This window comes from Modestobacter roseus, from assembly GCF_007994135.1.
Classification (GTDB): Bacteria; Actinomycetota; Actinomycetes; order Mycobacteriales; family Geodermatophilaceae; genus Modestobacter; species Modestobacter roseus.
Genome location: NZ_VLKF01000001.1, coordinates 2,881,468 through 2,905,167 on the forward strand (window position 1 = coordinate 2,881,468; position 23,700 = coordinate 2,905,167).

Annotated in this window: 20 protein-coding genes; 9 read left to right on the plus strand and 11 right to left on the minus strand. The window is 74.8% G+C overall.

The genetic code is table 11. The features are described 5' to 3' along the window. Genes JD78_RS13630 through JD78_RS13645 form a run of 4 tightly spaced genes read right to left on the minus strand, consistent with a single transcriptional unit; the run spans window position 1 to window position 3,675 of the window. Window positions 1-1,155, minus strand: coding sequence for an acyl-CoA dehydrogenase family protein (locus JD78_RS13630; protein ID WP_153359086.1), 1,155 nt, complete (start codon window positions 1,153-1,155; stop codon window positions 1-3). A gap of 41 nt (window positions 1,156-1,196) precedes the next feature. Continuing rightward, window positions 1,197-1,709, minus strand: coding sequence for a 5-(carboxyamino)imidazole ribonucleotide mutase (purE, locus tag JD78_RS13635; RefSeq protein WP_166521185.1), 513 nt, complete (start codon window positions 1,707-1,709; stop codon window positions 1,197-1,199). Between the two features lie 2 nt (window positions 1,710-1,711). After that, the gene (locus JD78_RS13640) at window positions 1,712-2,920 is read right to left on the minus strand and encodes a 5-(carboxyamino)imidazole ribonucleotide synthase (protein ID WP_208104099.1); all 1,209 of its coding nucleotides are present in this window, start codon (window positions 2,918-2,920) and stop codon (window positions 1,712-1,714) included. A gap of 11 nt (window positions 2,921-2,931) precedes the next feature. Continuing rightward, the gene (locus JD78_RS13645) at window positions 2,932-3,675 is read right to left on the minus strand and encodes an SGNH/GDSL hydrolase family protein (protein ID WP_166521186.1); all 744 of its coding nucleotides are present in this window, start codon (window positions 3,673-3,675) and stop codon (window positions 2,932-2,934) included. Window positions 3,676-3,775: 100 nt separating this feature from the next. Between JD78_RS13645 and JD78_RS13650 the strand changes: the two genes are divergently transcribed. The 4 genes from JD78_RS13650 (at window position 3,776) to pseI (ending at window position 6,566) form a co-directional block, all read left to right on the plus strand. Then, window positions 3,776-4,327: a GtrA family protein gene (locus JD78_RS13650; RefSeq protein ID WP_194290431.1), complete on the plus strand. Its 552-nt coding sequence runs from the start codon at window positions 3,776-3,778 to the stop codon at window positions 4,325-4,327. A gap of 91 nt (window positions 4,328-4,418) precedes the next feature. Further along, window positions 4,419-5,000: a hypothetical protein gene (locus tag JD78_RS13655; RefSeq protein WP_208104100.1), complete on the plus strand. Its 582-nt coding sequence runs from the start codon at window positions 4,419-4,421 to the stop codon at window positions 4,998-5,000. 40 nt (window positions 5,001-5,040) lie between these two features. Beyond that, window positions 5,041-5,502, plus strand: a complete 462-nt coding sequence (locus tag JD78_RS13660; protein ID WP_153359092.1) for a hypothetical protein — start codon at window positions 5,041-5,043, stop codon at window positions 5,500-5,502. Next, window positions 5,499-6,566, plus strand: a complete 1,068-nt coding sequence (gene pseI, locus JD78_RS13665; protein WP_153359095.1) for a pseudaminic acid synthase — start codon at window positions 5,499-5,501, stop codon at window positions 6,564-6,566. Before JD78_RS13660 ends, pseI begins: the two co-directional genes overlap by 4 nt. Here the strand turns inward: pseI and JD78_RS13670 are convergent. Both JD78_RS13670 and pseB read right to left on the minus strand, forming a co-directional pair. Then, complete coding sequence (locus JD78_RS13670; protein WP_208104101.1) at window positions 6,556-7,683, minus strand: DegT/DnrJ/EryC1/StrS family aminotransferase; 1,128 nt, start codon at window positions 7,681-7,683, stop codon at window positions 6,556-6,558. The two genes, pseI and JD78_RS13670, sit on opposite strands and share 11 nt — an antisense overlap. Window positions 7,684-7,688: 5 nt before the next feature. Continuing rightward, complete coding sequence (gene pseB, locus JD78_RS13675; RefSeq protein ID WP_228395063.1) at window positions 7,689-8,684, minus strand: UDP-N-acetylglucosamine 4,6-dehydratase (inverting); 996 nt, start codon at window positions 8,682-8,684, stop codon at window positions 7,689-7,691. 86 nt (window positions 8,685-8,770) lie between these two features. Here pseB and JD78_RS13680 point away from each other — a divergent pair, with 86 nt between their 5' ends. Beyond that, on the plus strand, window positions 8,771-9,502 hold the full coding sequence (locus JD78_RS13680) for a cytidylyltransferase domain-containing protein (protein ID WP_153359097.1): 732 nt from the start codon (window positions 8,771-8,773) through the stop codon (window positions 9,500-9,502). A gap of 37 nt (window positions 9,503-9,539) precedes the next feature. On the opposite strand, the gene JD78_RS13685 is transcribed toward JD78_RS13680, so the two are convergent. From JD78_RS13685 to JD78_RS13700, 4 genes are all read right to left on the minus strand, one after another. Next, the gene (locus tag JD78_RS13685) at window positions 9,540-12,500 is read right to left on the minus strand and encodes an AAA family ATPase (RefSeq protein WP_153359100.1); all 2,961 of its coding nucleotides are present in this window, start codon (window positions 12,498-12,500) and stop codon (window positions 9,540-9,542) included. Next, on the minus strand, window positions 12,497-13,645 hold the full coding sequence (locus JD78_RS13690; RefSeq protein WP_153359103.1) for an exonuclease SbcCD subunit D: 1,149 nt from the start codon (window positions 13,643-13,645) through the stop codon (window positions 12,497-12,499). The genes JD78_RS13685 and JD78_RS13690 overlap by 4 nt, the downstream gene beginning before the upstream one ends. A gap of 74 nt (window positions 13,646-13,719) precedes the next feature. Further along, window positions 13,720-14,289: a PH domain-containing protein gene (locus tag JD78_RS13695; RefSeq protein WP_153359105.1), complete on the minus strand. Its 570-nt coding sequence runs from the start codon at window positions 14,287-14,289 to the stop codon at window positions 13,720-13,722. Between the two features lie 153 nt (window positions 14,290-14,442). Beyond that, window positions 14,443-15,285 carry a biotin--[acetyl-CoA-carboxylase] ligase gene (locus tag JD78_RS13700; RefSeq protein ID WP_228395064.1) on the minus strand — a complete coding sequence of 281 codons (843 nt, stop codon included), beginning with the start codon at window positions 15,283-15,285 and terminating at the stop codon, window positions 14,443-14,445. Between the two features lie 18 nt (window positions 15,286-15,303). Between JD78_RS13700 and JD78_RS13705 the strand changes: the two genes are divergently transcribed. From JD78_RS13705 to JD78_RS13720, 4 genes are all read left to right on the plus strand, one after another. Continuing rightward, window positions 15,304-16,932: an acyl-CoA carboxylase subunit beta gene (locus tag JD78_RS13705; protein ID WP_153359107.1), complete on the plus strand. Its 1,629-nt coding sequence runs from the start codon at window positions 15,304-15,306 to the stop codon at window positions 16,930-16,932. Window positions 16,933-17,049: 117 nt separating this feature from the next. Beyond that, window positions 17,050-17,265: an acyl-CoA carboxylase subunit epsilon gene (locus tag JD78_RS13710; protein ID WP_153359109.1), complete on the plus strand. Its 216-nt coding sequence runs from the start codon at window positions 17,050-17,052 to the stop codon at window positions 17,263-17,265. Next, window positions 17,262-17,864, plus strand: coding sequence for a Maf family protein (locus JD78_RS13715; RefSeq protein ID WP_153359111.1), 603 nt, complete (start codon window positions 17,262-17,264; stop codon window positions 17,862-17,864). The genes JD78_RS13710 and JD78_RS13715 overlap by 4 nt, the downstream gene beginning before the upstream one ends. A gap of 37 nt (window positions 17,865-17,901) precedes the next feature. Continuing rightward, a complete protein-coding gene (locus JD78_RS13720) occupies window positions 17,902-19,656 on the plus strand; it encodes an acetyl/propionyl/methylcrotonyl-CoA carboxylase subunit alpha (protein WP_153359113.1) in 1,755 nt (584 codons plus the stop codon). A gap of 55 nt (window positions 19,657-19,711) precedes the next feature. Here JD78_RS13720 and JD78_RS13725 read toward each other — a convergent pair whose 3' ends face one another. Next, the gene (locus JD78_RS13725; protein WP_153359115.1) at window positions 19,712-23,434 is read right to left on the minus strand and encodes a S8 family serine peptidase; all 3,723 of its coding nucleotides are present in this window, start codon (window positions 23,432-23,434) and stop codon (window positions 19,712-19,714) included. Window positions 23,435-23,700 lie beyond the last annotated feature (266 nt).

Here is a 23,700-nt window from a genome sequence, read left to right on the forward strand (position 1 = left end):
TCAGCGCAGCAGGCTGCGGGCGATCACCATGCGCTGCACCTGGTTGGTGCCCTCGTAGATCTGGGTGATCTTGGCGTCGCGCATCATCCGCTCGACCGGGAAGTCCTGGGTGTACCCGGCTCCACCGAACAGCTGGACGGCGTCGGTGGTCACCTGCATCGCGACGTCGGAGGCGAAGGCCTTGGCCGCGGCGGACACCCGGGTGACGTCGGGGCTGCCGGCGTCCCCGGCGGCTGCGGCGACGTAGACCAGGTGCCGCGCGGCCTGCACCTTCATGTCCATGTCGGCGAGCATGAACTGCACGCCCTGGAAGTCGCTGACCGCGGAGCCGAACTGGCGGCGCTCCTTGGTGTAGGCGACCGCGGCGTCCAGCGCCCCCTGCGCCACGCCGACCGCCTGGGCGCCGATCGTCGGGCGGGTGACGTCCAGCGTGCGCAGCGCGGTCGTGAAGCCGGTGCCGGGCTCGCCGATGATGCGGTCGGCCGGGATGGTGCAGTCGGTGAAGTACAGCTCGCAGGTGGGCGACCCCTTGATGCCCATCTTCTTCTCCTTGGGCCCCACGGCGAAGCCTGGGTCGTCGCGGTGCACGACGAACGCGGAGATGCCCTTCGCGCCCCGGTCCGGGTCCGTGACCGCCATGACCGTGAACCACTCCGACACGCTGGCGTTCGTGATCCACGCCTTGGCGCCGCTGAGCACCCAGCTGTCGCCCTCGAGCCGGGCGCGGGTGCGCATGGCGGCCGCGTCGGAGCCGGCCTCCCGCTCGGACAGGCCGTAGCTGATCATCGCCTCGCCCGAGGCGATCGAGGGCAGCACCCGCTGCTTGAGGTCCTCGGACCCGGACAGGATCACCGGCACCGAGCCGAGCTTGTTGACCGCGGGGATCAGCGAGGCGCTGACGTCGACCCGGGCCACCTCCTCGATCACGATGCAGGTGGCGATCGCGTCGGCGCCCTCGCCGCCGTACGCCTCCGGCACGTGCGTGGCGTGGAAACCCGCTGCGGTCAGCGCCTTCTGCGCCTCCACGGGGTAGCGCGACTCGGCGTCCACCTCCGCGGCGAAGGGCGCGATCTCCCGCTCGGCGATGTCGCGGACGGCGTCCCGGATGGCCTCGTACTCGTCGGTGAGCGCGTAGGGCCCAGCGTTGTTACCCACGAGTACAGATTAGGCCGGTCCGCCGCCGGACAGAAGGCGACTCACCCGTGCGGGAGGCGCTCCTGCAGCTGGGCATCGCGGTCCAGGACGGACGCCGCCAGGTCGGCCTGGAACCGCTCGACCCGCGCCCGCAGCGCGTCGTCACCGGCGGCCAGGATGCGCACGGCGAGGAGGCCGGCGTTGCGCCCCCCGCCGATCGACACCGTGGCCACCGGCACGCCGGCCGGCATCTGCACGATCGACAGCAGGCTGTCCAGCCCGTCGAGGCGGTCCAGCGGCCGGGGCACGCCGATCACCGGGAGCGGGGTGGCGGCGGCGACCATGCCCGGCAGGTGCGCGGCTCCCCCGGCCCCGGCGACGACCACCCGCAGCCCACGGCCGGCGGCCGACTCGGCGTAGTCGAGCATCCGGCGGGGGGTGCGGTGCGCGGAGACGACGTGCGCCTCCCAGGGGACGTCGAACTCGGCCAGCGCCTGGGCGGCGGGCTCCATCATCGGCCAGTCGGAGTCGCTGCCCATGACGATGCCGACGACCGGGTGGGTGCTCGGTGCCATGGTCAGTGCTCCTGGTCGGGGAAGGCGAAGGCGGGGTCGACGACCCCGTCGGCCAGGTAGCGGGCCGCAGCCACGGCGCGGGCGCGCACCTCGGTCAGGTCGTCGCCCAGCGCGGTCACGTGCCCGAGCTTGCGGCCGCGGCGCTGGCCCTTGCCGTACCAGTGCAGCTTCACGTCCGGCCAGTGCGCCATCAGGTGGTGCACCCGCTCGTCCAGGCCGGGCCCGGACCAGTCGTCGGCCGCGGCGTCGCCGCCGAGCACGTTGGCCATCACGACGACCGGTGCGGTCATCGCCGTCGAGCCGAGCGGGTAGTCCAGGATGGCGCGCAGGTGCTGCTCGAACTGGCTGGTGCGGGCGCCCTCGATGGTCCAGTGCCCGGAGTTGTGCGGGCGCATGGCCAGCTCGTTGACCAGCACTCCCCCGGTGGTCTCGAACAGCTCGACGGCGAGCATGCCGACGACGCCCAGGGAGTCGGCGATCCGGACGGCCAGCTCCTGGGCCGCGGTGGCCTTCTCCTCGCTCAGGCCGGGCGCCGGGGCGTACACCTCGTTGCAGACGCCGTCCCGCTGCACGGTCTCGACCACCGGCCAGACCGCGACCTGGCCGAACGGTGAGCGGGCCACCTGGGCGGACAGCTCCCGGGTCATCGCGACCCGCTCCTCGGCGAGCAGGGTGCCGTGCCGCTCCAGCAGGTCGGCCACCTCGTCGGGCCCGGACACCACGAACACGCCCCGGCCGTCGTAGCCGCCGCGCGGGGTCTTCAGCACCACCGGCCAGCCGACCTGCTCGGCGAACACGGCCGCGTCGTGCACGGTGCGCACCTCGGCCCACGCCGGCTGCGGCTCGCCGGCGGCGGTGAGCGCCCGGCGGAGCACCAGCTTGTCCTGGGCGTGCACGAGGGCCGCGGACCCGGGGGCGACCCGGTGGCCGGCGTCCTCCAGGGCGCGCAGGTGCTCGGTGGGCACGTGCTCGTGGTCGAAGGTGACCACTGTGGCGCCCTCGGCGAGGCGGCGCAGGTCGGCGAGCTCCCGGTGGTCACCGAGCTGGACGTCGGCCGCCACCAGCGCCGCGGACTCGGCCGGGTCGCCGGCGAGCACCCGCACGGACTGCCCCAGCGCGATCGCAGCCTGGTGGGTCATCCGGGACAGCTGCCCACCGCCGACCATCGCCACCACGGGCAGGCCGGTTCGGGGGTCCAGGGAGGTGGCCATCGGGCGCAACGCTATCGGCCTGTCTCCGGGCCGCCGCCAGTCGCTCCGTGCACGAGCGCCTCGTGCAGCTCCCGGCCCACCGCGAATGCGACCTGCTGGGTGGGATGCACCCCATCGGACGTCGCGCCTGGTCGGTAGACACCCTCGAGAGCGACGTCGGTCCAGGGGTCGACGAACTCCCATCCCTCGAGCTCGGCGAGCTCACGGAGCCGGTCGTTGAAGACCACGACCTCATCGGGGAGGACGTCCAGCGGCGGGATCGCCGCCAGCACGACCCGGTCGACCGACGCTGTGGACACGATCGCGCGGATGTTGTCGCGCGTGTCCGCCCACGGCACGTCCCGCTGCAGGTCGTTCGTCCCGCCCATGACCACCAGCACGTCGGCGTCCAGCCGGCGAACACCGTCGCGCATCTCCCCCGTCGAGGCACCCGGGACGGCCCACCCGGCGCCCAACTCCAGCGGCGGCAGGTCCGCGCCGGTGAGCCAGGACTGCCCGCCGGGACTCTCAGCGTCGTCCCCCGGCGCGACACCTGCGGTGATGGAGTCCCCCACCACCGCGACCTCGAGCCCGGCGGCACCCGCCTCCGGCGCCGACACGGTCGAGGGCGCCGCCGGGGAGTTGCTCGGCGGGGTGGCCGCACCGCTGCCCGGCCCGAGACCTCCAGCAGGACCGCAGCCGGTCAGCGCAACGGCCAGCAAGGCGGACACCGCCACCCGGCGGGCGACGAACGCGGTTCGCTCGATGGGGGACACGCCCTCCATCATCTCCGAGCCCGATCCGGTAGCCGCGCAGCGACCGTGACGAGTCGGCCACGTCGACGATCGGGCGAGTCCCGATCCGTACAGTCGGACCGTGCTGATCGCCGGGTTCGTCCAGCGTCGCCTGGGACCCACCTGGCGGGTCCTGGTCAAGGAGCTCGGTGCCTTCGGCGTCGTGGGGGCCGCCTGCTTCGTCCTCGACGTCGGCCTCTTCCAGCTGCTGTACACGCAGACCGCGCTGGACGCCGTGGCTGCGAAACTGGCCTCGACACTGGTCGCGATGACCGTTGCCTACGTGGCCCACCGCCACTGGTCGTTCGCCCACCGCGCGCACACGGGGGTGCGTCGCGAGTACCTCCTCTTCGCCGTGGTCAACGGCGCCACCCTGGTGCTGGGCCTGCTGGTCGTCGCCGTCGTCCGGCACGTCCTGCACCAGGACGACCCGCTGGTACTGCAGGCGGCGAACGTCGCCTCCATCGGCCTCGGAACTCTGTTGCGCTTCCTCGGGTACCGACGCTGGGTCTTCCCCGCCGAACCTACGGGAGTTCCCGCGCCCGAAGCCCCGGCACCGGCACAGCCGCCGCCTCTGTCCCACGCTCCCCAGCCCCCCCGCGCAGGAGCCCGGACAAGAGGCGGCCCCAGGTAGCGTGTGGACCGTGTCTCAGGTGTCCGCGAAGCGGCGGACCCAAGTCCGCGACCTGGCCGCCGCTCACGCTCAGAACTCTGCTGTCCGCACCGTGGCGGTGGTCGGGAACAAGCCGCTGGAGCCCTCGGCCGATCGCGCCGCGGCCGTCGACGGCTGCGACCTGGTGGTCCGGGTCAACGGTTTCCGGCTCGACGACCCCGGCAGCGCGGCGACCTACGGCCGGCGGGCGGACGTGGTCTTCTTCAACCGCGCACTCCGGGCGACGCCGTGGTTCTTCGACGACTACCAGGACCGGGTCTACCTGATGGTCGAGCCGGGGCGCCTGCACTGGGAGCCGGACCTGGTCCCCAGTTGGTGGCCCGCCGACCTCGGCCAGGTGCACGTGGACAACGAGGACCTGACCATCCCGCTGTCGGAGGACCTGGGGCTGGACTCCCGTGCGGAGGGCCTCTGGGCCACCACAGGGACGATGGCCGCCTGGTGGGCCCGCACCACGTTCCCCGACGCCGAGCTGGTGCTGGCCGGCTACTCCTTCGTCGACGACCCCGACCAGACCAGCTGGCGGCACGCCTCCGGAGATGACTGCATCGTCGGCCCCGAGCACCGCATCGCACTGGAGTCCCGGCTGTTCCGCCGCTGGGCCGAGGCCGGGCGCACGGCGATCTGGCCGTGACCGGCGACCGCCGACCCACCGATCCACTGGAGGAACGACCATGAAGCTGCCCACCCGGTTGAGCACCCGGGTCGATGAGGCCGTCTCCTGGCGGGTCGCCCGCCAGTTCGAGGAGGTCCACGGCCGGCTCGGTCACCTGGAGGACCAGGTGCGGGGCCTGGCGGAGCGGCTGGACCAGCTGGACGGCCGCGACGGCGAGCTGGACAAGCGCCTGGGTGAACTGGAGCGCCGACTCGACCCGGTCGAGCGCGAGTCCTCCTGGTCGGCCAACGAGCTGGCCCGGCTGGCGCCGCAGGCCGCCGCGTTCGAGGAGCGCCTGGAGCGCCAGCAACGCCCCATCGTGCTGACCGGCGAGCTGGCCGACCTGCCCGAGGCGCGCCTGCTGGTGGACGTCGTCCGCGAGGAGCACGCCCGCGTTCGCACTCGGCTGGCCCTGGTGTCCGCCTACGAGGAGCGCCTGCGCCGGCTCGAGCAGCGCCTGCGGGAGGAGCCGCCGGCATGACCGTCGTCACCGAGCTGCTGGCGCAGGCTGCGGCGGGCCGGCCATGGGTGATCGCCGAGCTCTCGGCCAACCACGACGGCAGCCTCGACCGGGCGCTGGCCACGATCGACGCGATCGCCGGCACGGGCGCGCAGACGGTCAAGTTCCAGACCTACACCGCCGAGTCGATGACGCTGGACTCCGACCAGCCCGCCTTCCGGGTCACCGACGACCACGGGCTGTGGGGCGGCCGCGGACTGTTCGACCTCTACCGCGAGGCCGGCACGCCGTACGAGTGGCACCAGGAGCTGTTCGACCGGGCGCGCAGCCACGGCCTGACCCCGTTCTCCAGCCCCTTCGACGGGTCCGCGATCGAGCTGCTGGAGGGGGTGGGCTGCGAGATCTACAAGATCGCCTCGGCCGAGCTGCTGGACCTGCCGCTGATCCGGCTGGCGGCCTCCACCGGCAAGCCGCTGGTGATCTCCACCGGGATGGCCTCACTCGGCGAGATCGACGCGGCGTTGTCGGCGGCCCGCAGCGGAGGTTCCGGCGAGGTGGTGCTGCTCAGTTGCACCGCCGCCTACCCAGCCGACCCGGGGCAGAGCCATCTGGCGAACATCGCCGTCCTGCGCGAGGCTTTCGGGGTCCCGGTCGGTCTCTCCGACCACACGCCCGGCATCGGCGTGCCGGTGGCTGCGGTCGCCCTGGGCGCGGTGGCCGTGGAGAAGCACGTCACCCTGGACCGGGACGGCGGCGGCGTCGACTCGGCGTTCTCCCTGGAGGTCGACGAGCTCGCGGCCCTGGTCCGCGAGTGCGCGGCCGCGCGCGCAGCGGTGTCCGCCGGGCCGTCGTTCGGGGTGCGCCCGGGCGAGGAGGAGACCGCCCGGTTCCGGCGGTCGCTGTGGGTCACCAGGGACGTCGCCGCCGGGGAGACCGTCGGCCCGGGCACGGTGCGCGCCCTGCGGCCGGCCGGCGGCCTGCCCCCGGGCACCTGGGACGACGTCGTCGGCCGCCCCTTCGCCCGTCCGGTACGCCGGGGGACGCCGCTGGGCTGGGACCTGCTGGACGCGCCGGTCAGGCCCTGAAGAACCCGCGGACCAGGTCGCACACCCGGTCGACGTCGTCGTCGGTGACCCCGACGAACAGCGGGAGCGAGATCTCCTGCCGGTACCAGCGCTCGGCGACCGGGCAGCTGCCCCGCTGGTAGCCCAGGTCGGCGAAGACCGGATGCCAGTGCGCCGGCAGGTAGTTGACCTGCACGCCGACGCCGGCGGCGCGCAGGTGCTCGAACAGCGCCCGCCGGGCGTCCTCGGGCACCCGTGCGGGGTAGAGGTGCCAGGCGACGTCGGCGTCGGCCGGGCGGGCCGGCCGCGTGACCTCAGGGACGTCGGCCAGCGCGGCGTCGTACCGGGCGCTCAGCTCGGCCCGCCGTTGCTTGAACTGCGACAGCCGGCGCAGCTGGCTGGAGCCGAGGGCGCACAGCACGTCGGGCAGCCGGTAGTTCAGGCCGAGGGCGTGCACCTCCTGGTGCCACGGGCCCTCGTCCGGCTCGCGTTGCTCGGCGGGGTCCCGGACCAGGCCGTGGTTGCGGAAGCGGGCGGCCCGCGTCAGCAGCTCCGGGGAGGTGCTGACCACTGCCCCGCCCTCCGCGGTGGTCAGGTTCTTCGTGGCGAAGAAGCTGAAGGTGGTGAGGTCAGCCAGGGAGCCGACCGGGCGACCGCGCCAGGTGGTGCCGATGGAGTGGGCGGCGTCCTCCAGCAGCAGGGCGCCTGCGCCGGCGGCGACCTCGCGGAGGGCGTCCATGTCCGCCGGCGCCCCGGCGTAGTCGACCGAGGCGACCACCGTGGTGCGACTGGTGACGGCCGCCGCGGCGGCACCCGGGTCCAGACAACCGGAGGCCTCGTCCACGTCGGCGAAGACGACCCGCGCGCCCAGCAGCGCAGCGGTGGCGGCAGTGGCGACGAAGGTGAGCGGCGGGACCACCACCTCCTGCCCGGGGCCGACGCCGGCCGCGGCGTAGGCGGTGTGCAACGCCGCCGTCCCGGAGGTGACCGCGACCGCCGGGTGCCCACCGGTCCAGCCCGCGAGGTCGTCCTCGAAGCGGGTCACCGCCGGCCCGGTGGTCAGGAACGGGTCGGTGATCGCCGCGGCGACGGCGGCGACGTCGGACTCGTCGACCGACTGCCGGGCGTAGGGCAGCACGTTGGTCAGTCCAGGGCGGCGACGAGCTCGCGCAGCTCGTCGACGCCCAGCAGCAGGTCGTTGGTGTCCGACCGGTAGGCGAACCCGTCGGGCAGCGGCTCCCCGGTCGGCGGCTCGTAGCCCCAGCCGGCGAGGTAGGGGGTGATGACGTAACGGTCGCCGGTGCGCAGCGTCCGCCGGGAGTCGTCGGCGGCGATCATCTCCTCGTGCAGCTTCTCCCCGGGGCGGATCCCCACCTCCTCGGTGGCCGCACCGGGCGCGATGGCCTCGGCGAGGTCGATCAGCCGGCTGCTGGGGATGCGGGGCACGTAGAGCTCCCCGCCGGCCATCTGGTCCAGTGAGTCGACGACGAACTCGACGGCCTGCGGCAGGGTGATCCAGAAGCGGGTCATCCGGGCGTCGGTGATCGGCAGCGGGCGCCCCTCGGCGGCCAGCCGGCGGAAGAACGGGATCACGCTGCCGCGGCTGCCCAGCACGTTGCCGTAGCGCACCACGCTGAACCGGGTGGGCTGGTGGGCGGCGTAGTGGTTGGCCGAGATGAACATCCGGTCGGCGCACAGCTTCGTCGCGCCGTAGAGATTGATCGGGCTCGAGGCCTTGTCCGTGGACAGCGCCACGACCTTCTGCACGCCGGTGTCGATGGCCGCCTCGACGACGTTCTCCGACCCGTTGACGTTGGTGCGGATGAACTCGACCGGGTTGTACTCGGCGGTGTCGACCTGCTTGAGCGCCGCGGCGTGGACCACGATGTCGACGCCGTCCATGGCTCGGCGCAGGCGCTCGCGGTCCCGGATGTCGCCGATGAACCAGCGCAGCCGGGCCTCGCCCGGGAAACGGCCGCGCATGTCGTGCTGCTTGAGCTCGTCCCGGCTGAAGACGACCACGCGCCGGGCACCCAGGTCCAGCGCCCGCCGGACGAAGGCGGTGCCGAAGGAACCCGTGGCTCCGGTGACCAGGACCGACGCGCCCTCCAACGAGGTCCGGCCTGTCAGCTCTGCCACGTGTTCCCCCGCTCGTCCGTCGACCTGACTCCGGATCGTGTCACAGCGCCTGCCGAGCCCGTCTCCGGGTCGGGCAGGATGGCCGGGTGCGGGTGGTCGCGGTGGTGCAGGCACGGATGGGCTCGACTCGGCTGCCGGGGAAGGTGCTGCGCCCGCTGGGCGGGCGGCCGGTCCTGTCCTGGGTGTTGCGGGCGGTGCACGAGAGCGGCTGCGCCGACGCGGTGGTGGTCGCCACGAGCGACCTGCCGGAGGACGACCCGGTCGCGCGGCTGGCCGCGCAGGAGGGCGCAGCCGTGGTCCGCGGCTCGGCCGAGGACGTCCTGGACCGTTACCTGCTGGCGCTGCGTGAACACCCGGCCGACGCGGTGGTCCGGCTGACCGCCGACTGCCCGCTGCTCGACCCGGCCCTGCTGCGCACGGTCGTGGCCGCGTGGCGGGCGGCGCCGGAGACGACCGACTACGTGGCGACGACGCTCGAGCGCACCCTGCCGCGTGGGCTGGACGTCGAGCTGGTGACGGCGGCAGCGCTGCGGGTGGCCGGCCGTGCGGCCCGGGGCCACGACCGCGCGCACGTCACCTCCTACGTGTGGAGCCGGCCGGCCGACTTCCGCCTGCTGGGCATCGTGGTGCGGCCGGGCGCCGCCGAACTGCGGGTCACCCTGGACACCCTCGAGGACGCCGCGCTGCTGGACGGCGTCGTGGCCACCACCGGCGACCGCGCGCCTGCCTGGCGGGAGGTGGTCGAGCTGCTGCGCTCCCGACCAGACCTCGTCGACCTCAACGCCGCGGTGCAGCAGAAGGAGCTCGAGGAGGGCTGACCCCCGGCGGCCGCCCACCCTCGGCGGGTCCTGCTCCTCAGCTCGCCAGCCGGGACCCCTCGCGGCCGGCGACGACCTCCAGGCGGCTGGGGATCCGGGTGCGCAGCTCCTCCACGTGGCTGATCACCCCGACCGTGCGTCCGCCACGGCGCAGCTCGTCGAGGACGGTCATCACCGCGTCGAGCGCCCGCGGGTCGAGGGTGCCGAAGCCCTCGTCGACGAAGAGGGTGTCGATCTGTACCCCGCCGCTCTCCGCGGTGACCACGTCGGCCAGCCCGAGCGCGAGAGCGAGGGAGGCCATGAAGCTCTCGCCGCCGGAGAGCGTCTTGGTGGGCCGCCGCGCCCCGGTGTACTCGTCGAGCACGTCCAGCCCCAGCCCGCCGCGGGCGCCGTGCCGGCCCAGGGCGTCACTGTGCAGGAAGCGGTAGCGCCCGCCGGACATGTCGGCCAGCCGTCGGCTGGCGACCTCCGCGACCTGCTCCAGCCGGGCGGCGAGCACGAAGGCCTGCAGCCGCATCCGCAACGTGTTGGCCCCTCGCCCGTTCACCAGGTCGGCCAGGCCGGTCACCTGGTCGGCGACCGCGCGACGCTCCTCCAGCTCCAGCTCCACCGTGGTGAGCTCCGCGGTCAGCCCGGTGAGCGAGGCCAGGCAGCTGCCCGCCGCGGCGAGCTCGGCGACGGCGGCCTCCCGGGCAGCGGTCGCGCCCTGGCAGGCACCGGTCAGTGCGGCCAGGTCGGCCCGCGGGGGCAGGTCGGCCAGCTCGGGTTCGGCGAGCACGGCGGTCGCCACGGACCACTGCTGGTCGTGCTCGGTGACGCGCCGCTCGAGGGCGGCCGCCCGGGACCGGTCCAGGAGCGCGTCGGCGGCGGAGAGCAGGTCGGGGAAGCCGGCTCCGGCCACCCGCTCGGCAGCCAGCCGGCGCGCGCGCTCGGCTGCAGTACGGGCCCGCAGCTCCGCCGCCTCGGCGTCGACCACCGCCTCGCAGCGCTCGGCCTCCGCGGTCAGCCGGCGGATGCGGGCGGTCAGGTCGCGGTCGTCGCCGCGGGCGGCGGCCAGCCGGTCGCGCACCTCCACCAGCGCGCGCTCGGCGGCGGTGCGGTGGGCCTGCCGGGTGACCAGCTGCTCGCGCTGCTCGGCCAGCGCGGTCGCGGCGGCGTCGCGCTCCGCGGACCGCTGGACCAGCTCGCGCCGGGCGGCGTCGAGCCCCTGCGCCCGCTCGCGCAGCTCGCGCGCGGCCGCGGTGGCGGCTGCGACCGTCTGCTCGTGCCCGGCCGGCGGCAGCTCACCAGCGCGAGCCAGGAGGACGGCGAGCTCCCGCTCCCCCTCCTGCAGGGACCGCTGCAGCTCGAGGTGGTGTGCCTCGCGCTCGTCGGCGCGGGCTCGGGCCGCGTCCTCGTCGGCGCGGGTGACGGGCGAGCCCTCGGCGGCTGCCGGTGCCGGGTGCTCGGTGCCGCCGCACACCGGGCAGGGCGCGCCGTCGGTGAGCTGCGCGGCGAGCTCCGCGGCCATGCCGTCGAGCCGCCGGGCCCGCAGGTCGTGCCACGTCTCCCGGTCGTCGAGCCACTCCTCGCGAGCCCGCAGGGCGGCTGCCCGCCGGGCGACGAGCTGATCGGTGGTCGCGGCGGCGTCCCGGGCGGCGACGAGCGCGGCATGTGCCTGCTCGGCGGTGGCGGTCGCACCGGGCAGCGCGGCGGCCGCCTCGGCCGCGGCCGCGACCGCCGACTCGAGGGCGGCCAGCCGCGCCGGCCACTCGGCGGCCGAGCGGGCACCGCGCTCGCACTCCGCGGTGAGGCCGGCGATCTCGCGGACGGCGGCGGTGACCTCGCGTTCCAGGACTGCGGCGCGGTCGACCTCGGGGAGGAGGGTGCGCAGCTCGGCGGCCTCGTCCCGGAGGGTGCGGGAGAGCACGGTGTCCGCCGGCCGGTCGGCGGCCACCTCCGCCCAGGACCGCTGGGCGGCCGACAGGGCGGCCTCGGCGGTCTCGGCCTCCTGAGCGGCACGCCCGGCCGCCTCCAGCACGTCACGCACCGGCTCGGCCCGGGTGCCGGCCTCCAGGGCGGCCCGCAGGGGGCGCAGGTCGGCGGCCTCGGCCTGGAGGCGGGCGAGATCGGCCCGGGCGCGGTCGCGCCGGACGTGGCGCGCCTCCTCCTCGCGGGCCCGCGCCAGCTCCGCGTCCGCCTGGGCCACCGCGGCAGCGGCACGGGTGGCTGCCTCCTCCTGCCGGGCGAGCCGCTCGGCGGCCTCGGCCCCCACCTGACGGACCCAGCCGGCGGCGTGCGCCGGCTCCGCCGCGCCGACCAGCTCCGGCGCCAGCTCCTCGGGCACCTCGACGTCGGCGACCTGCGCGACCCGGGCGAGCACGGTGCTGGCCCGAACCCGCAGCTCGTCGAGCTCGGCGCGCGCGGCCCGGCGCTGCTCGTCGAGCCAGGTCTCCACCCGGGCGAAACGGCCGACGTCGAACAGCGTGCGCAACAGCCGCTGGCGGTCATCCGGCTCGGCCCGCAGGAAACGGGCGAAGTCGCCCTGGGGCAGCAGCACGACCTGGCAGAACTGCTCGGCGGAGAGCCCCAGCCGGGTGCGCAGGTGTTCGGACCCCTCGTCGATGCGGGTGCTCACCGGCTCCCAGCCGCCGTCGGTGAGCCGCTGGACCGTCAGCCGGGCCTGCTCCGTGGTCCACCCCGTGCCGCGACGCTTGGGACGCTGCTGCTCCGGCCGGCGGGTGACCAGCAGCCGCTCACCGCCCAGGGTCACCTCGCACTCCACCTCGGTGCGCACGGCCTCCCCCGCGTGGTCGCTGCGCAACCGCTTCTCCTCGCCCCGCGCACCCGGGACCGTGCCGTACAGGGCGAAGACGACGGCGTCGAGCAGGGTGGTCTTGCCCGCCCCGGTGGGGCCCCACAGCAGGAAGAGCCCGTCCCGGCCGACGTCGTCGAAGTCGACCTCCACCCGGTCGGCGAACGGCCCGAAGGCGCTCACCGTGAGCCGGTGCACCCTCACTGGGCGGCCTCCTCACGCGCCACGGCGGCCAGCGCCCGGGCCAACAGGTCCCGCTCGCCGCGCGCGGGGGCCACCTGCCGGACGTGGCTCACGAACTCCTCGGCGACCTCGAGATCACCGCGTCCGGAGAGCCGCTCGGTGTAGCTGCGCCCGTCGGCGACCGCCCCCGAGCCCACCCACTCCAGGTGCACAGAGTGCCGGAACCGGCCCTGCAACTGCCGCATCGGATCGGCGGGGCGCACCGCATCGGTCAACTGGGCGGAGACGAAGTGCTCCTCGACCGCCGCCAGCTCCGGATCGGCCAGCAGCTCCGCCAGCTCTCCGCGCAGCAGGGTCAGCTGCCGCGGCGCCGGCAGCGGGACGGGCCGCACCCCGGCCAGTCCGCGGGCGTCGAGGTCGACCAGCCAGGCCTGCTTGTCCTGACCCGCCTCGCCGAACGAGTAGGCCAGCGGCGAGCCGCTGTAGCGGATCCGCGGGGTCAGCGTCTGCGGCCGGTGCAGGTGGCCCAGGGCGACGTAGTCGACGCCGTCGAACACCGACGCCGGGACGAGGTCGACGCCACCGACGCAGATGTCGCGCTCGCTGTCGCTGGCCACCCCGCCGCCGACGAAGGCGTGCGCCAGCACCACCGACCGGGCCCCGGGCCGCAGGAACAGGTCGGTGCGGACCCGGTCCATCGCGGCGGCGAGCACCGCCTCGTGGCTGCGTGCCTCCGGCAGCCCGAGCTCGTGCCGGGCCACCTCGGGCTCCAGGTAGGGCAGCCCGTAGACGGCCACCTCCCCGTGCGCGTCGGCCAGCAGCACCGGCTCGTCGAGCTGGGGGGTGACCGCCCGCACGTGCACGCCGGAGGCGGCGAGCAGCCCCGAGGCGAAGCCCAGCCGCCGGGCGGAGTCGTGGTTGCCGGGGGTGAGCACCACCTGGGCGCCGGCGGCACGCAGCCGGGTCAGCGCCCGGTCCAGCACCGCGGTCGCGTCGGCCGAGGGCACGGCGCGGTCGTACACGTCGCCGGCCACGACGACGGCGTCGACCTGCTCCGCCCGCACGACGTCGGCCAGCCGGCCCAGCACCGCCTCCTGCTCGGCGAGCAGGTCGGTGCCGTGCAGGGACCGGCCGATGTGCCAGTCGGAGGTGTGGAGCAACCGCATGGGCCGGAAGGTAGGTCGGGGTACCGACAGAACCGTCCAGGCGCGCCGTGACGGACCGGTCACGCCGCCGCGGATCAGCGGAACTGCTGGGTCGTGCCGTCGCCGGGGTCGTCCCACGGCCCTCCGAGGTGACCGACCTGGTCCCGCGCGCGGCGGTCGGCGTCCTCCTCGACCAGCTGGTTGAGCAGCTGCTGCACGCCCTCGCTGTCGGGGATGGCGGAGAAGACGGTGGGGCCGCCCTCCCCCGCGGTCTCGATGGAGACCGTGCCCGAGCGGACGACGCGGTCCCACAGGGTCTGCCGGTAGGACACGTCGGTGATGCGGGACAGGCCGATGTCGCGGCCGGACCGGGCGAGCACCCCGGTGCGGTGGAGCAGCCGGTGGGTGGTGATCACGTAGTGCGTCGTCCGCCAGCGGAGCAGCGGGACGGCGACCAGGACGAGGGCCAGCACCACGGCCGCGCCGACGACCACCAGCCGCCAGAGGGCCTGCTGGTCCCCCGCCGGGACGAGCGCCGCCCCGAACGACGCCACGCCCACCAGCACCAGGAAGAGCACGACCGGGCCGAAGACGGTCGTCCAGTGCGGGTGCAGGTGGGCCACGACCTCCTCGTCCTCGCCGAGGACCTTCTCCGGGTACGCCACGGGGACAGGATGACCGACCCGGGCGCCGGCGTCACGGCGCCACCCGCGGCAGCGGGTTCGGCGGCCCGGTCGCGGGGCCGGAGGCTCCCGACCGGGACGACCGGCAGCGGCTCAGCTCACCGGGACACGGCACCTGGCCGGCGGTGCGGCCCGTCAGGGTCGCGATGAGCTCCGCACGTGTCGCACGTCGCCGGAGGCCAGCTCGACGACGCCGGCCGGGGTGCGCACCACCAGCCGGCCGTCCCAGTCGACGGCCTCGGCGACGCCCTCCAGCACCGACCCGTCGGGCATCGTCACGGCCACCTCGGTGCCCACGGTGCTGCACCAGGCCAGGTAGTCGGCGGCCAGCCCGGAGGAGACCGGGTCGCCCAGCACCTCGACCCAGCTGCGGTAGCGCCGCTCCAGCACCTGCAGGAAGCCGAGCAGGACGGCGGCCCGGTCGACCTCCCCCCCGCGGACCAGCGCCAGCGACGTCCCGGTGCCGGGCAGCTCGTCGGCCGTGGTGGAGACGTTGAGCCCGACGCCCACGACGACGGCGCCGCCCACGCTCTCGGCGAGGATCCCGGCGAGCTTCGCCCCGCCGGGGGCGAGCAGGTCGTTGGGCCACTTCAGCGACGCCCGGACGCCGGCGACCTCCCCCACCGCCTCGGCGAGCGCCACCCCGGTGAGCAGCGAGAGCCAGGCCCGGCGGGCGGCGGGGACGTCGGGGCGCAGCAGCACCGACACGGTCAGGCCGGCGCGCGGCGGGGACGTCCAGCTGCGGTCCAGCCGCCCGCGCCCGGCCGCCTGGTGCTCGGCGACCAGCACGAGCCCTTCGGGTTCGTCCTGCCCGGCCCGGGCGGCCAGGTCGGCGTTGGTCGAGCCGACCTCCGCGACCACCTCGACCGCCCGCCACAGCCCGCCGGACGGCCCACCCGTCAGCAGGGCGGTCAGCGCGCCGCCGTCGAGGGCGGGACGGTCGGGGCGGGGTGCTGCCAGAGGCTCGCCGTCGGTCACGTCACTACGCTACGGCCCGTGAGTGCCGCCGAACCCGGGAGCGCGGGGGAAGACCTGCCCGCCGACGTCGACCTGCACACCACTGCCGGCAAGCTCGCCGACTTCGAGCGGCGGGTGCAGGAGGCCACGCACGCCGGCTCCGAGCGCGCGGTGGCCAAGCAGCACGCGGCCGGGAAGATGACCGCCCGGGAGCGGATCGAGGCGCTGCTGGACCCGGGCTCGTTCACCGAGCTCGACGAGTTCGCCCGGCACCGCTCCACGAACTTCGGCCTGGAGGCCCGCCGCCCGATGGGCGACGGCGTGGTGACCGGCCACGGCACGGTCGACGGCCGCCCGGTCTGCGTCTTCTCCCAGGACGTGACCGTCTTCGGCGGCAGCCTCGGCGAGGTCTACGGCGAGAAGATCACCAAGGTGCTCGACCTGGCCGTGCGCACCGGCTGCCCGGTCGTCGGCATCAACGAGGGCGGCGGCGCGCGGATCCAGGAGGGCGTGGTCTCCCTCGGCCTGTACGCGGAGATCTTCCGGCGCAACGTGCACGCCTCCGGCGTCGTCCCGCAGATCTCCCTGGTGATGGGCCCGGCCGCCGGCGGGCACGTCTACTCCCCCGCGCTGACCGACTTCATCGTGATGGTCGACAAGACCAGCCAGATGTTCATCACCGGCCCGGACGTGGTGAAGACGGTCACCGGCGAGGACGTCACCCTGGAGGAGCTCGGCGGGGCGCGCACGCACAACACCCGGTCCGGTGTCGCCCACCACCTGGCCGAGGACGACGCCGACGCGATCGACTACGTCAAGGCGCTGTTGTCCTACCTGCCCAGCAACAACCTCGACCCGCTGCCCGCCGTCGAGGTGCCCCCGGTCGACGTCGCGCTGCCCGCGGCGCTCACCGCGGAGGACCTCGAGCTGGACGGGCTCGTCCCGGACTCGGCGAACACCCCCTACGACATGCACACCGTGATCGAGCACGTGCTCGACGACGGCGAGTTCCTCGAGGTGCAGGCGCTGTTCGCGCCGAACATCCTCGTCGGCTTCGGCCGGGTCGAGGGCTGCCCGGTGGGCGTGGTGGCCAACCAGCCCACCCAGCTCGCCGGCACGCTGGACATCGACGCGAGTGAGAAGGCGGCGCGGTTCGTCCGCACCTGCGACGCGTTCAACGTCCCGGTGCTCACCTTCGTCGACGTCCCCGGGTTCCTCCCCGGGACGTCGCAGGAGTGGGACGGGATCATCCGCCGCGGCGCCAAGCTGCTGTACGCCTACGCGGAGGCGACCGTGCCGCTGATCACCGTGATCACCCGCAAGGCCTACGGCGGCGCCTACGACGTGATGGCCTCCAAGCACCTCGGCGCCGACGTGAACCTCGCCTGGCCGACGGCACAGATCGCGGTGATGGGCGCCCAGGGTGCCGTCGGCATCCTCTACCGCAAGGAGCTCGCCGAGGCGGCGGACCCCGAGGCCCGCCGTGCCGAGCTGATCACCGCGTACGAGGACACCCTGCTCAACCCCTACGTCGCCGCCGACCGCGGGTACGTCGACGCGGTGATCCCGCCGTCGCACACCCGCGTCCACGTCGTCCGGGCGCTGCGGCTGCTGGCCGGCAAGCGCCAGACCCTGCCCCCCAAGAAGCACGGGAACATCCCACTGTGACACCGCGATCCTCCGGACCGCACCGCCACCAGGTGCCGTCCCCGACTCCCGCCGAGCCGCTCCGTCGCTCGCTCGCGGAGACCCTCCGGGCCTCCACTCCTCACGACAGGACTTCCGGTGGCTGAGTCTGCTGCTCCCCTTCTGCGTGTCGTGCGCGGCAACCCCTCCGACGAGGAGCTCGCCGCACTGACCGTCGTGGTCGCGGCGCTGTCCAGGCCCCGGCCCCGCCGTCGGGCGACCCCGGTCGGCGCCTGGGGCTCCCCGGCCGCGCTGCACCGACCGCCACTGCGTCCCGGCCATGGTGGCTGGCTCGCCGCGGGGCGGCCGGCATGACCCGCCGTCTGGTGCTGGCGTCCCAGTCGCCGGCCCGGCTGCAGCTGATGCGCCAGGCCGGGCTGAACCCGCAGGTGGTGGTCAGCGGCTTCGACGAGGACTCGGTGACCGCCCCCCGGGTCGGCGAGCTGGTGGCGCTGCTCGCGTCGGCCAAGGCCTCGGCGGTCGCCCGCCAGGAGACCGACGCCCTCGTCGTCGCCGCGGACTCGCTGCTGGAGTTCGGCGGCAAGCCGCTGGGCAAGCCGGTCGACGCCGCCGACGCCCGGCTGCGGTGGCAGCGGATGAGCGGCCGCAGCGGCGTGCTGCACACCGGGCAGGCGGTGTTCGACGTCCGCGAGGGCCGGATCGCCCAGCGCGACGTCGGTGTCTCCTCGACCGTCGTCCACTTCGCCGAGCCCACCGACGCCGAGGTCGACGCCTACCTGGCCACCGGTGAGCCGCTGGCCGTCGCCGGCGCCTTCACCCTCGACGGGCTCGGTGCTGCGTTCGTCCGCCGCGTCGAGGGTGACCCGTCGGCGGTCATCGGCCTGTCGCTGGCGCTGCTGCGCACGCAGCTGGCGACGCTCGGCGTGCCGATCACCGATCTCTGGCAGCGCTGACCCACCCGCTCCACCCGCCTCTCGAGGGAGAACTGACGTGCAGAAGGTCCTGATCGCCAACCGCGGCGAGATCGCGGTGCGGGTGGCGCGCGCCTGCCGGGACGCCGGGCTCACCAGCGTCGCCGTCTACGCCGAGCCCGACCGCGAGGCCCTGCACGTGCGCACCGCCGACGAGGCCTTCGCCCTCGGGGGCACCACCCCCGGAGACTCCTACCTGGTGGTCGACAAGATCATCGACGCCGCCCGCCGGTCGGGTGCCGACGCCGTCCACCCCGGGTACGGCTTCCTCTCCGAGAACGCCGGGTTCGCCCAGGCCGTCCTCGACGCCGGGCTCACCTGGATCGGCCCGTCCCCGCAGGCGATCGTCGACCTCGGCGACAAGGTCGCCGCCCGGCACATCGCCACCCGGGCCGGCGCGCCGCTGGTCCCCGGCACGAAGGACCCGGTCGCCGACGCCGACGAGGTGGTCGCCTTCGCCCGCGAACACGGGCTGCCGGTGGCGATCAAGGCGGCGTTCGGCGGCGGGGGCCGGGGGTTGAAGGTCGCCCGCACGCTGGAGGAGATCCCCGAGCTGTTCGACTCCGCCGTCCGGGAGGCGGTCTCCGCCTTCGGCCGCGGCGAGTGCTTCGTCGAGCGGTTCCTGGACCAGCCGCGGCACGTCGAGGCGCAGGTGCTGGCCGACACCCACGGCAACGTCGTCGTCGTCGGCACCCGGGACTGCTCACTGCAGCGGCGCAACCAGAAGCTGGTCGAGGAAGCCCCCGCCCCGTTCCTGACCGACGAGCAGCGCGCGCGGATCCACTCCTCGGCCAAGGCGATCTGCCGGGAGGCGGGCTACCACGGCGCCGGCACCGTCGAGTACCTGGTGGGCACCGACGGGTCGATCAGCTTCCTCGAGGTCAACACCCGCCTGCAGGTCGAGCACCCGGTCACCGAGGAGACCTCCGGCATCGACCTGGTGCGCCAGCAGTTCCGGATCGCCGAGGGCCTGCCGCTGGAGATCACCGAGGACCCCACCCCGCGCGGGCACAGCATCGAGTTCCGGATCAACGCCGAGGACGCCGGCCGCAACTTCATGCCAGCCCCCGGCCCGGTCACCCGGCTGGAGGTCCCGCAGGGCCCCGGCGTGCGCTGGGACTCCGGCGTCGAGGCCGGCGGCGAGGTGGCCGGTGCGTTCGACTCGATGCTGGCCAAGCTGATCGTCACCGGCTCCACCCGCGCCGAGGCCCTGCAGCGGGCCCGCCGCGCGCTGGACGAACTGGTCGTCGAGGGCATGCCGACCGTCGTCCCGTTCCACCGGGCCGTCGTCCGGGACGAGGCGTTCACCAGCGAGCCGTTCCGGGTGCACACCCGCTGGATCGAGACCGGCTGGGACAACCAGGTGCCGCCGCACGGTCCGGCCGCGGAGACCGAGGAGGCCGGACCGCGGCAGACCGTCGTCGTCGAGGTCGGCGGCCGCCGGCTGGAGGTGTCGCTGCCCGCTGGGCTGACCGCAGGTGGGCCGGCCCCGGCTGCCGGTGGGGCCCGGCCCCGCCGGCGGAGCGGCAGCGGGGCATCCGCCGCATCGGGCGACGCACTCACCGCACCGATGCAGGGCACCATCGTCAAGGTGGCGGTGTCCGACGGCGACACCGTCGCCGCCGGCGACCTGGTGGTCGTGCTCGAGGCGATGAAGATGGAGCAGCCGATCGTGGCGCACAAGGCCGGCACCGTCTCCGGGCTGGCCGCGGAGGTCGGCGCCGCCGTCACCAGCGGCGCCGTCCTCTGCTCGATCGCCGACGCTGCGGACTAGCACCGACGACGGGAGCCCGCTCCCCGGATGACCGGGTTCCGTCGCACGGCACGGATCACGCGGGCCGCTGCGGCGCGAACGTGTGGTTCCGGGTGAACCGGATGCCGGTGGACGGCGAACGCGAGATCGTCCCGTGCTCGAACAGCTGCTGGCACTGGTCCGGGGTGACACAGGTTGCCGCCGACACCGGGTACCCCAACCAGCCGCCCTCCCAGCCCTGGGAGGCCCACGCCGCCAGGAACGGCGGGGAGACCGCCCAGGCACCGGTCGACGGGGACCAGTAGATGGCGCCGCCGGCGAAAGCCTGCCAGCACCCGCCACCCCGGAGACCGCAGACCGGGTCCGCCGCCGGGTGGCCGAGTGGCCCGGCTTCCGAACGCGAGGCGAACCAGCGGTCGCGCAGTGGCCCCGACACGACCCGCGGCAGGGCGCCCGCCGGGCCGATGAGCGTCCCCCCCTCGAAGTGCTGGTAACAGCCCCCGCCGGCGAGACCGCAGCCCATGCCGCTCACCGGGTACCCCAGCAGCCCGAACTCCCAGCCCCAGCGGGCCCAGGGGGTGCTCATCGGTTCCGTGACCGCGTGGGCCCCGGTACGGGGCGACCAGTACAAGGCTCCGCCCTGGAAGCGCTGCAGGCACCCACCGTTGCGCAGCCCGCAGGTAGCGCCGGACGTCGGGTAGCGCAGCCGGCCGGCCTCCGAGCCGCTCGCGAACCACCCGTCGCGGAGCGCTCCCGAGACGGGCCAGGCGCCACTGCTGGGGCTCCACATCACCGTTCCACCCTGGAAGTGCTGGAAGCAACCGCCATCGCCCGGCTGGCAACCCATGTCGGTCACCGGGTAACCGAGCGGACCGGACTCCCAGCCCTGCCGGGCCCACCCGGCCGCCACCGGGTCCAGGACGGGGAACACCCCGCTGGCAGGGGAGGAGTAGAGGGAGCCGCCGTCGAAGCGCTGGAGGCAACCACCGGCACGCAGGCCACAGACCTGTTCCCCGACCGGGAAGCCGAGGTCCCCGAACTCGGCGTCGCGGTCGTACCACGCGGACTCCAGCTTCCCTGTGACGGCCCAGGCGCCGCGGCGGCCTGCGACGACCGTGCCCCCCTCGAACTCCTGGACGCAGGTCCCGTCCGATGCCTGGCAGTCCGGCGGGGTCACCGGGTACCCGAGTGGCCCGAACTCCCAGCCCTGCTGGGCCCACCGCGAGGCGATGCCGCCGCTGACCGGGTGGGCGCCGGTGTCCGGGGACCAGTAGACGGTCCCGCGCGCGTACGGCCGCAGGCACCCGCCGTCCCGCAGTCCGCACACCTCAGCCCCTCGCGGCGGACCCAGCGGGCCGGCGTCCCCCCCGGTCTGCTCGTGCAGGAGCGTGATCGGGTTCCGCGCGACGGGTGTCACGGCCGCGGTGGCGACGCCGTCCGGGCCGGTGCCGGCGATGTTCACGGCGCGGACCCTGAAGGTGTACGCGACACCGTTGGTCAGGCCCTCGACCAGGAGGGTGGTGGCCGAGGTGGAGGACTCCAGGTGCGGGAGCTGCGGTGACCGGATGAGGTACCGCTCGACCGGCCCCCCGGTGGCCGGCGCCGTCCAGGACACCGTGGCGCTGCCGTCGTGCGCCACGGCGGTCACCGCGGTGGGCACTCCGGGGACCGCGATGGGGGTGACCGGTGAGCTGGCCACGCTCGCCGGGCTCGTGCCGAGGTCGTTGGTCGCGGTCACCGTGAAGGTGTAGGCGGTGCCGTTGTCCAGGCCGGGCACCACCACGTTGGTCGCTCCGGTGGTCGTCACGGTCGCACCGCCGGGGGCAGCGGTGACCGCGTACCCCGTGACGGCGCTCCCGTTGGGCAGCGCCGGGGTCCACCACACGGTCGCCCGGCCCGTGCCCGCTTGGGCCGAGACGCCCGTCGGCGCGGACGGCCGGGTACGGAGGAGGTCGACGGTGGTCGCCGGCCCGACCTGGTCCCATGCATCGATCGCGGACACCTCGTAGGTACGGGTCACGTGCGCCGGTGGCACGTCCAACGCGACACCGGAGCTGCGCGGCGTGGCCACGGTGCCACCATCGACCCGCACCCGGTACCTGTACCCGTCGCCCAACGCGGTCCAGGTCAGCCGGGCGTGGTCTCCCTCGATGCGCGCGGTGAGACCGGTGACGGCACGCGGCGCCGCGGGTTGGCCTGCCCCCGTGCTCACCGGCTCCGAGAGGACGGACGTCCGACCGAGGCCGTCCACGCCCCGCAGCTGCCAGCGCACCGGGCCGGTGGGCATGGCTCCGATCCGGAGCGACTGGAGCGTTGCGGAGCCGGTGAGTGCCAGCGGGAAGCTGCCGATGGTGACGCCGTCGCGGATCAGCGAGTACTCGGCTGCGGGCATGCCGGCGACGGATACCTGGAGATCCAGGAAGGCGTCGGCGCTGCTGCCCCGGAGCGCCGCGCTGTGTACGACCGGGGCGCCAGGCGCCTCCGCCCCGACGGTGGCGAGGGACGGCTGGGACCGCGCTCCACCGTCGGGCTGGACGTCGACCGCGACCTGTGTCCCGTCCACGAGGCCCGCGACGTGCGCCCCCGTGCCGCCGACCTGCGCAGCCACCACCCCGTCGACCCGGACCGTGTAGGCGGTCGCCCCCGGGACGGCGGCCCAGGTCACGTCGACCGCCTGCGACGAAGGCGTCACCGTCGGGGCTGCGCCGGTCCGGTCGGCGGCGGCGAAGGCCGCGGGGACGTCCAGTCGCCCGGCTCCGTACGCGCGGTCCCAGGTGCTCCCCGCAGAGGCCCCCGCCTGCAGCGCGGCCTGCACCCGTGCCGGGCTGATGCCGGGATGGGCAGCACGCAGCAGGGCCGCCGTCCCGGCGATGGCCGGGGCGGAGAAGGAGGTGCCGTCCCGGTGCCCGGACTGCTGGGCAGGGAGGGCGACGAACACGCCCTCCCCCACGGTGGACAGGTCCACCTGCCAGCCGTGCACCGCCCAGGGAGCCGGCACCCCCTGCGCCGTGGTCGCGGAGACGGCGATCACCCCGTTCAGCGCCGCCGGGTAGGGGATCGGGGCACCGCTCGCCGCGTCGTTGCCCGCCGCGGCGACCACCGATACGCCGTGGTCCAGGGCGTACTGCACGGCAGCCGCCGTCACGTCGGAGTAGTCGGGCCCGGCGAAGGACATGTTGATGACGTCCGCCCCCTGGTCGGTCGCCCAGAGGATCCCTCGGGCGACGGCCGCGGAACTGCAGCCGTCCACGCCGCAGACCTGGACCGGCATGATCCCGGCCTCGGGTGCCATGCCGGCGCTCGCAAGACCGTTGTCCGCCCGGGCCGCCACCACGCTCGCCACCGCAGTGCCGTGGTAGCCGGTGCCGCCCACGGCGAACGACTTCCCCGGCGTCTCCGCACCGCTGAAATCCATGTGGGTGAGCGCGCTGACGTCGTCGAGCACCGCAACCACCTGCCCGGCTCCCCGGGTCCGGGGCCAGACCGAGCGCACGTCGCTGACGGCGCCCGGGTCGTCGGCCTCCCAGGCCGGGTCCGGGGTCCCGGCCGTCCGGTAGGTCACCTGCGGGCTGGCCGCCACGACCCCGGGGTCCGCGGTGAGCCGGTCCGCGGTCGCCTCCGCACCGGGCGCCGACACGACCAACGTCTCGACGACGTACTCCCCATCGACGATCCTCAACACGTCGACGGTCGTCTGCTCCTCGGCGGCCGCGGCCCCCGGGACGGCGACGCAGAAGAGGATCGCGCCGACGGAGGCCGTCAGCGCGCGGGCGAGCCGGCCACGGGCAGGACGATGCACGGCCACCTCATCGGCAGGCCGCCGCGCGATCGGGACTCACCCGCTCGTCTGCCCGCCGACCCGTCGGGCCCGCTCTGAAGGACCCGGACCACGCGGCAGTGCGGGTCACTACGTCGTCACACAGCCGGAGACGGAGCCGTCGTCCCCCGAGGTGCAGGCGTCGATCCGGACGCCGGCAGAGACCGGGCCGTCATCACTGCCGGGCCCGGACCGGTATGGCACCCGAGGGTCCGCGATCCACCGGCGGACCGTCGACGCAGAACCCG

Bases quoted from the DNA above. Each gene is read 5' to 3' on its own strand.
- purE (WP_166521185.1), bottom strand. From the start codon at position 1,709: ATGGCACCGAGCACCCACCCGGTCGTCGGCATCGTCATGGGCAGCGAC.
- JD78_RS13640 (WP_208104099.1), bottom strand. From the start codon at position 2,920: ATGGCCACCTCCCTGGACCCCCGAACCGGCCTGCCCGTGGTGGCGATG.
- JD78_RS13660 (WP_153359092.1), top strand. From the start codon at position 5,041: ATGAAGCTGCCCACCCGGTTGAGCACCCGGGTCGATGAGGCCGTCTCC.
- pseI (WP_153359095.1), top strand. From the start codon at position 5,499: ATGACCGTCGTCACCGAGCTGCTGGCGCAGGCTGCGGCGGGCCGGCCA.
- JD78_RS13690 (WP_153359103.1), bottom strand. From the start codon at position 13,645: ATGCGGTTGCTCCACACCTCCGACTGGCACATCGGCCGGTCCCTGCAC.
- JD78_RS13715 (WP_153359111.1), top strand. From the start codon at position 17,262: ATGACCCGCCGTCTGGTGCTGGCGTCCCAGTCGCCGGCCCGGCTGCAG.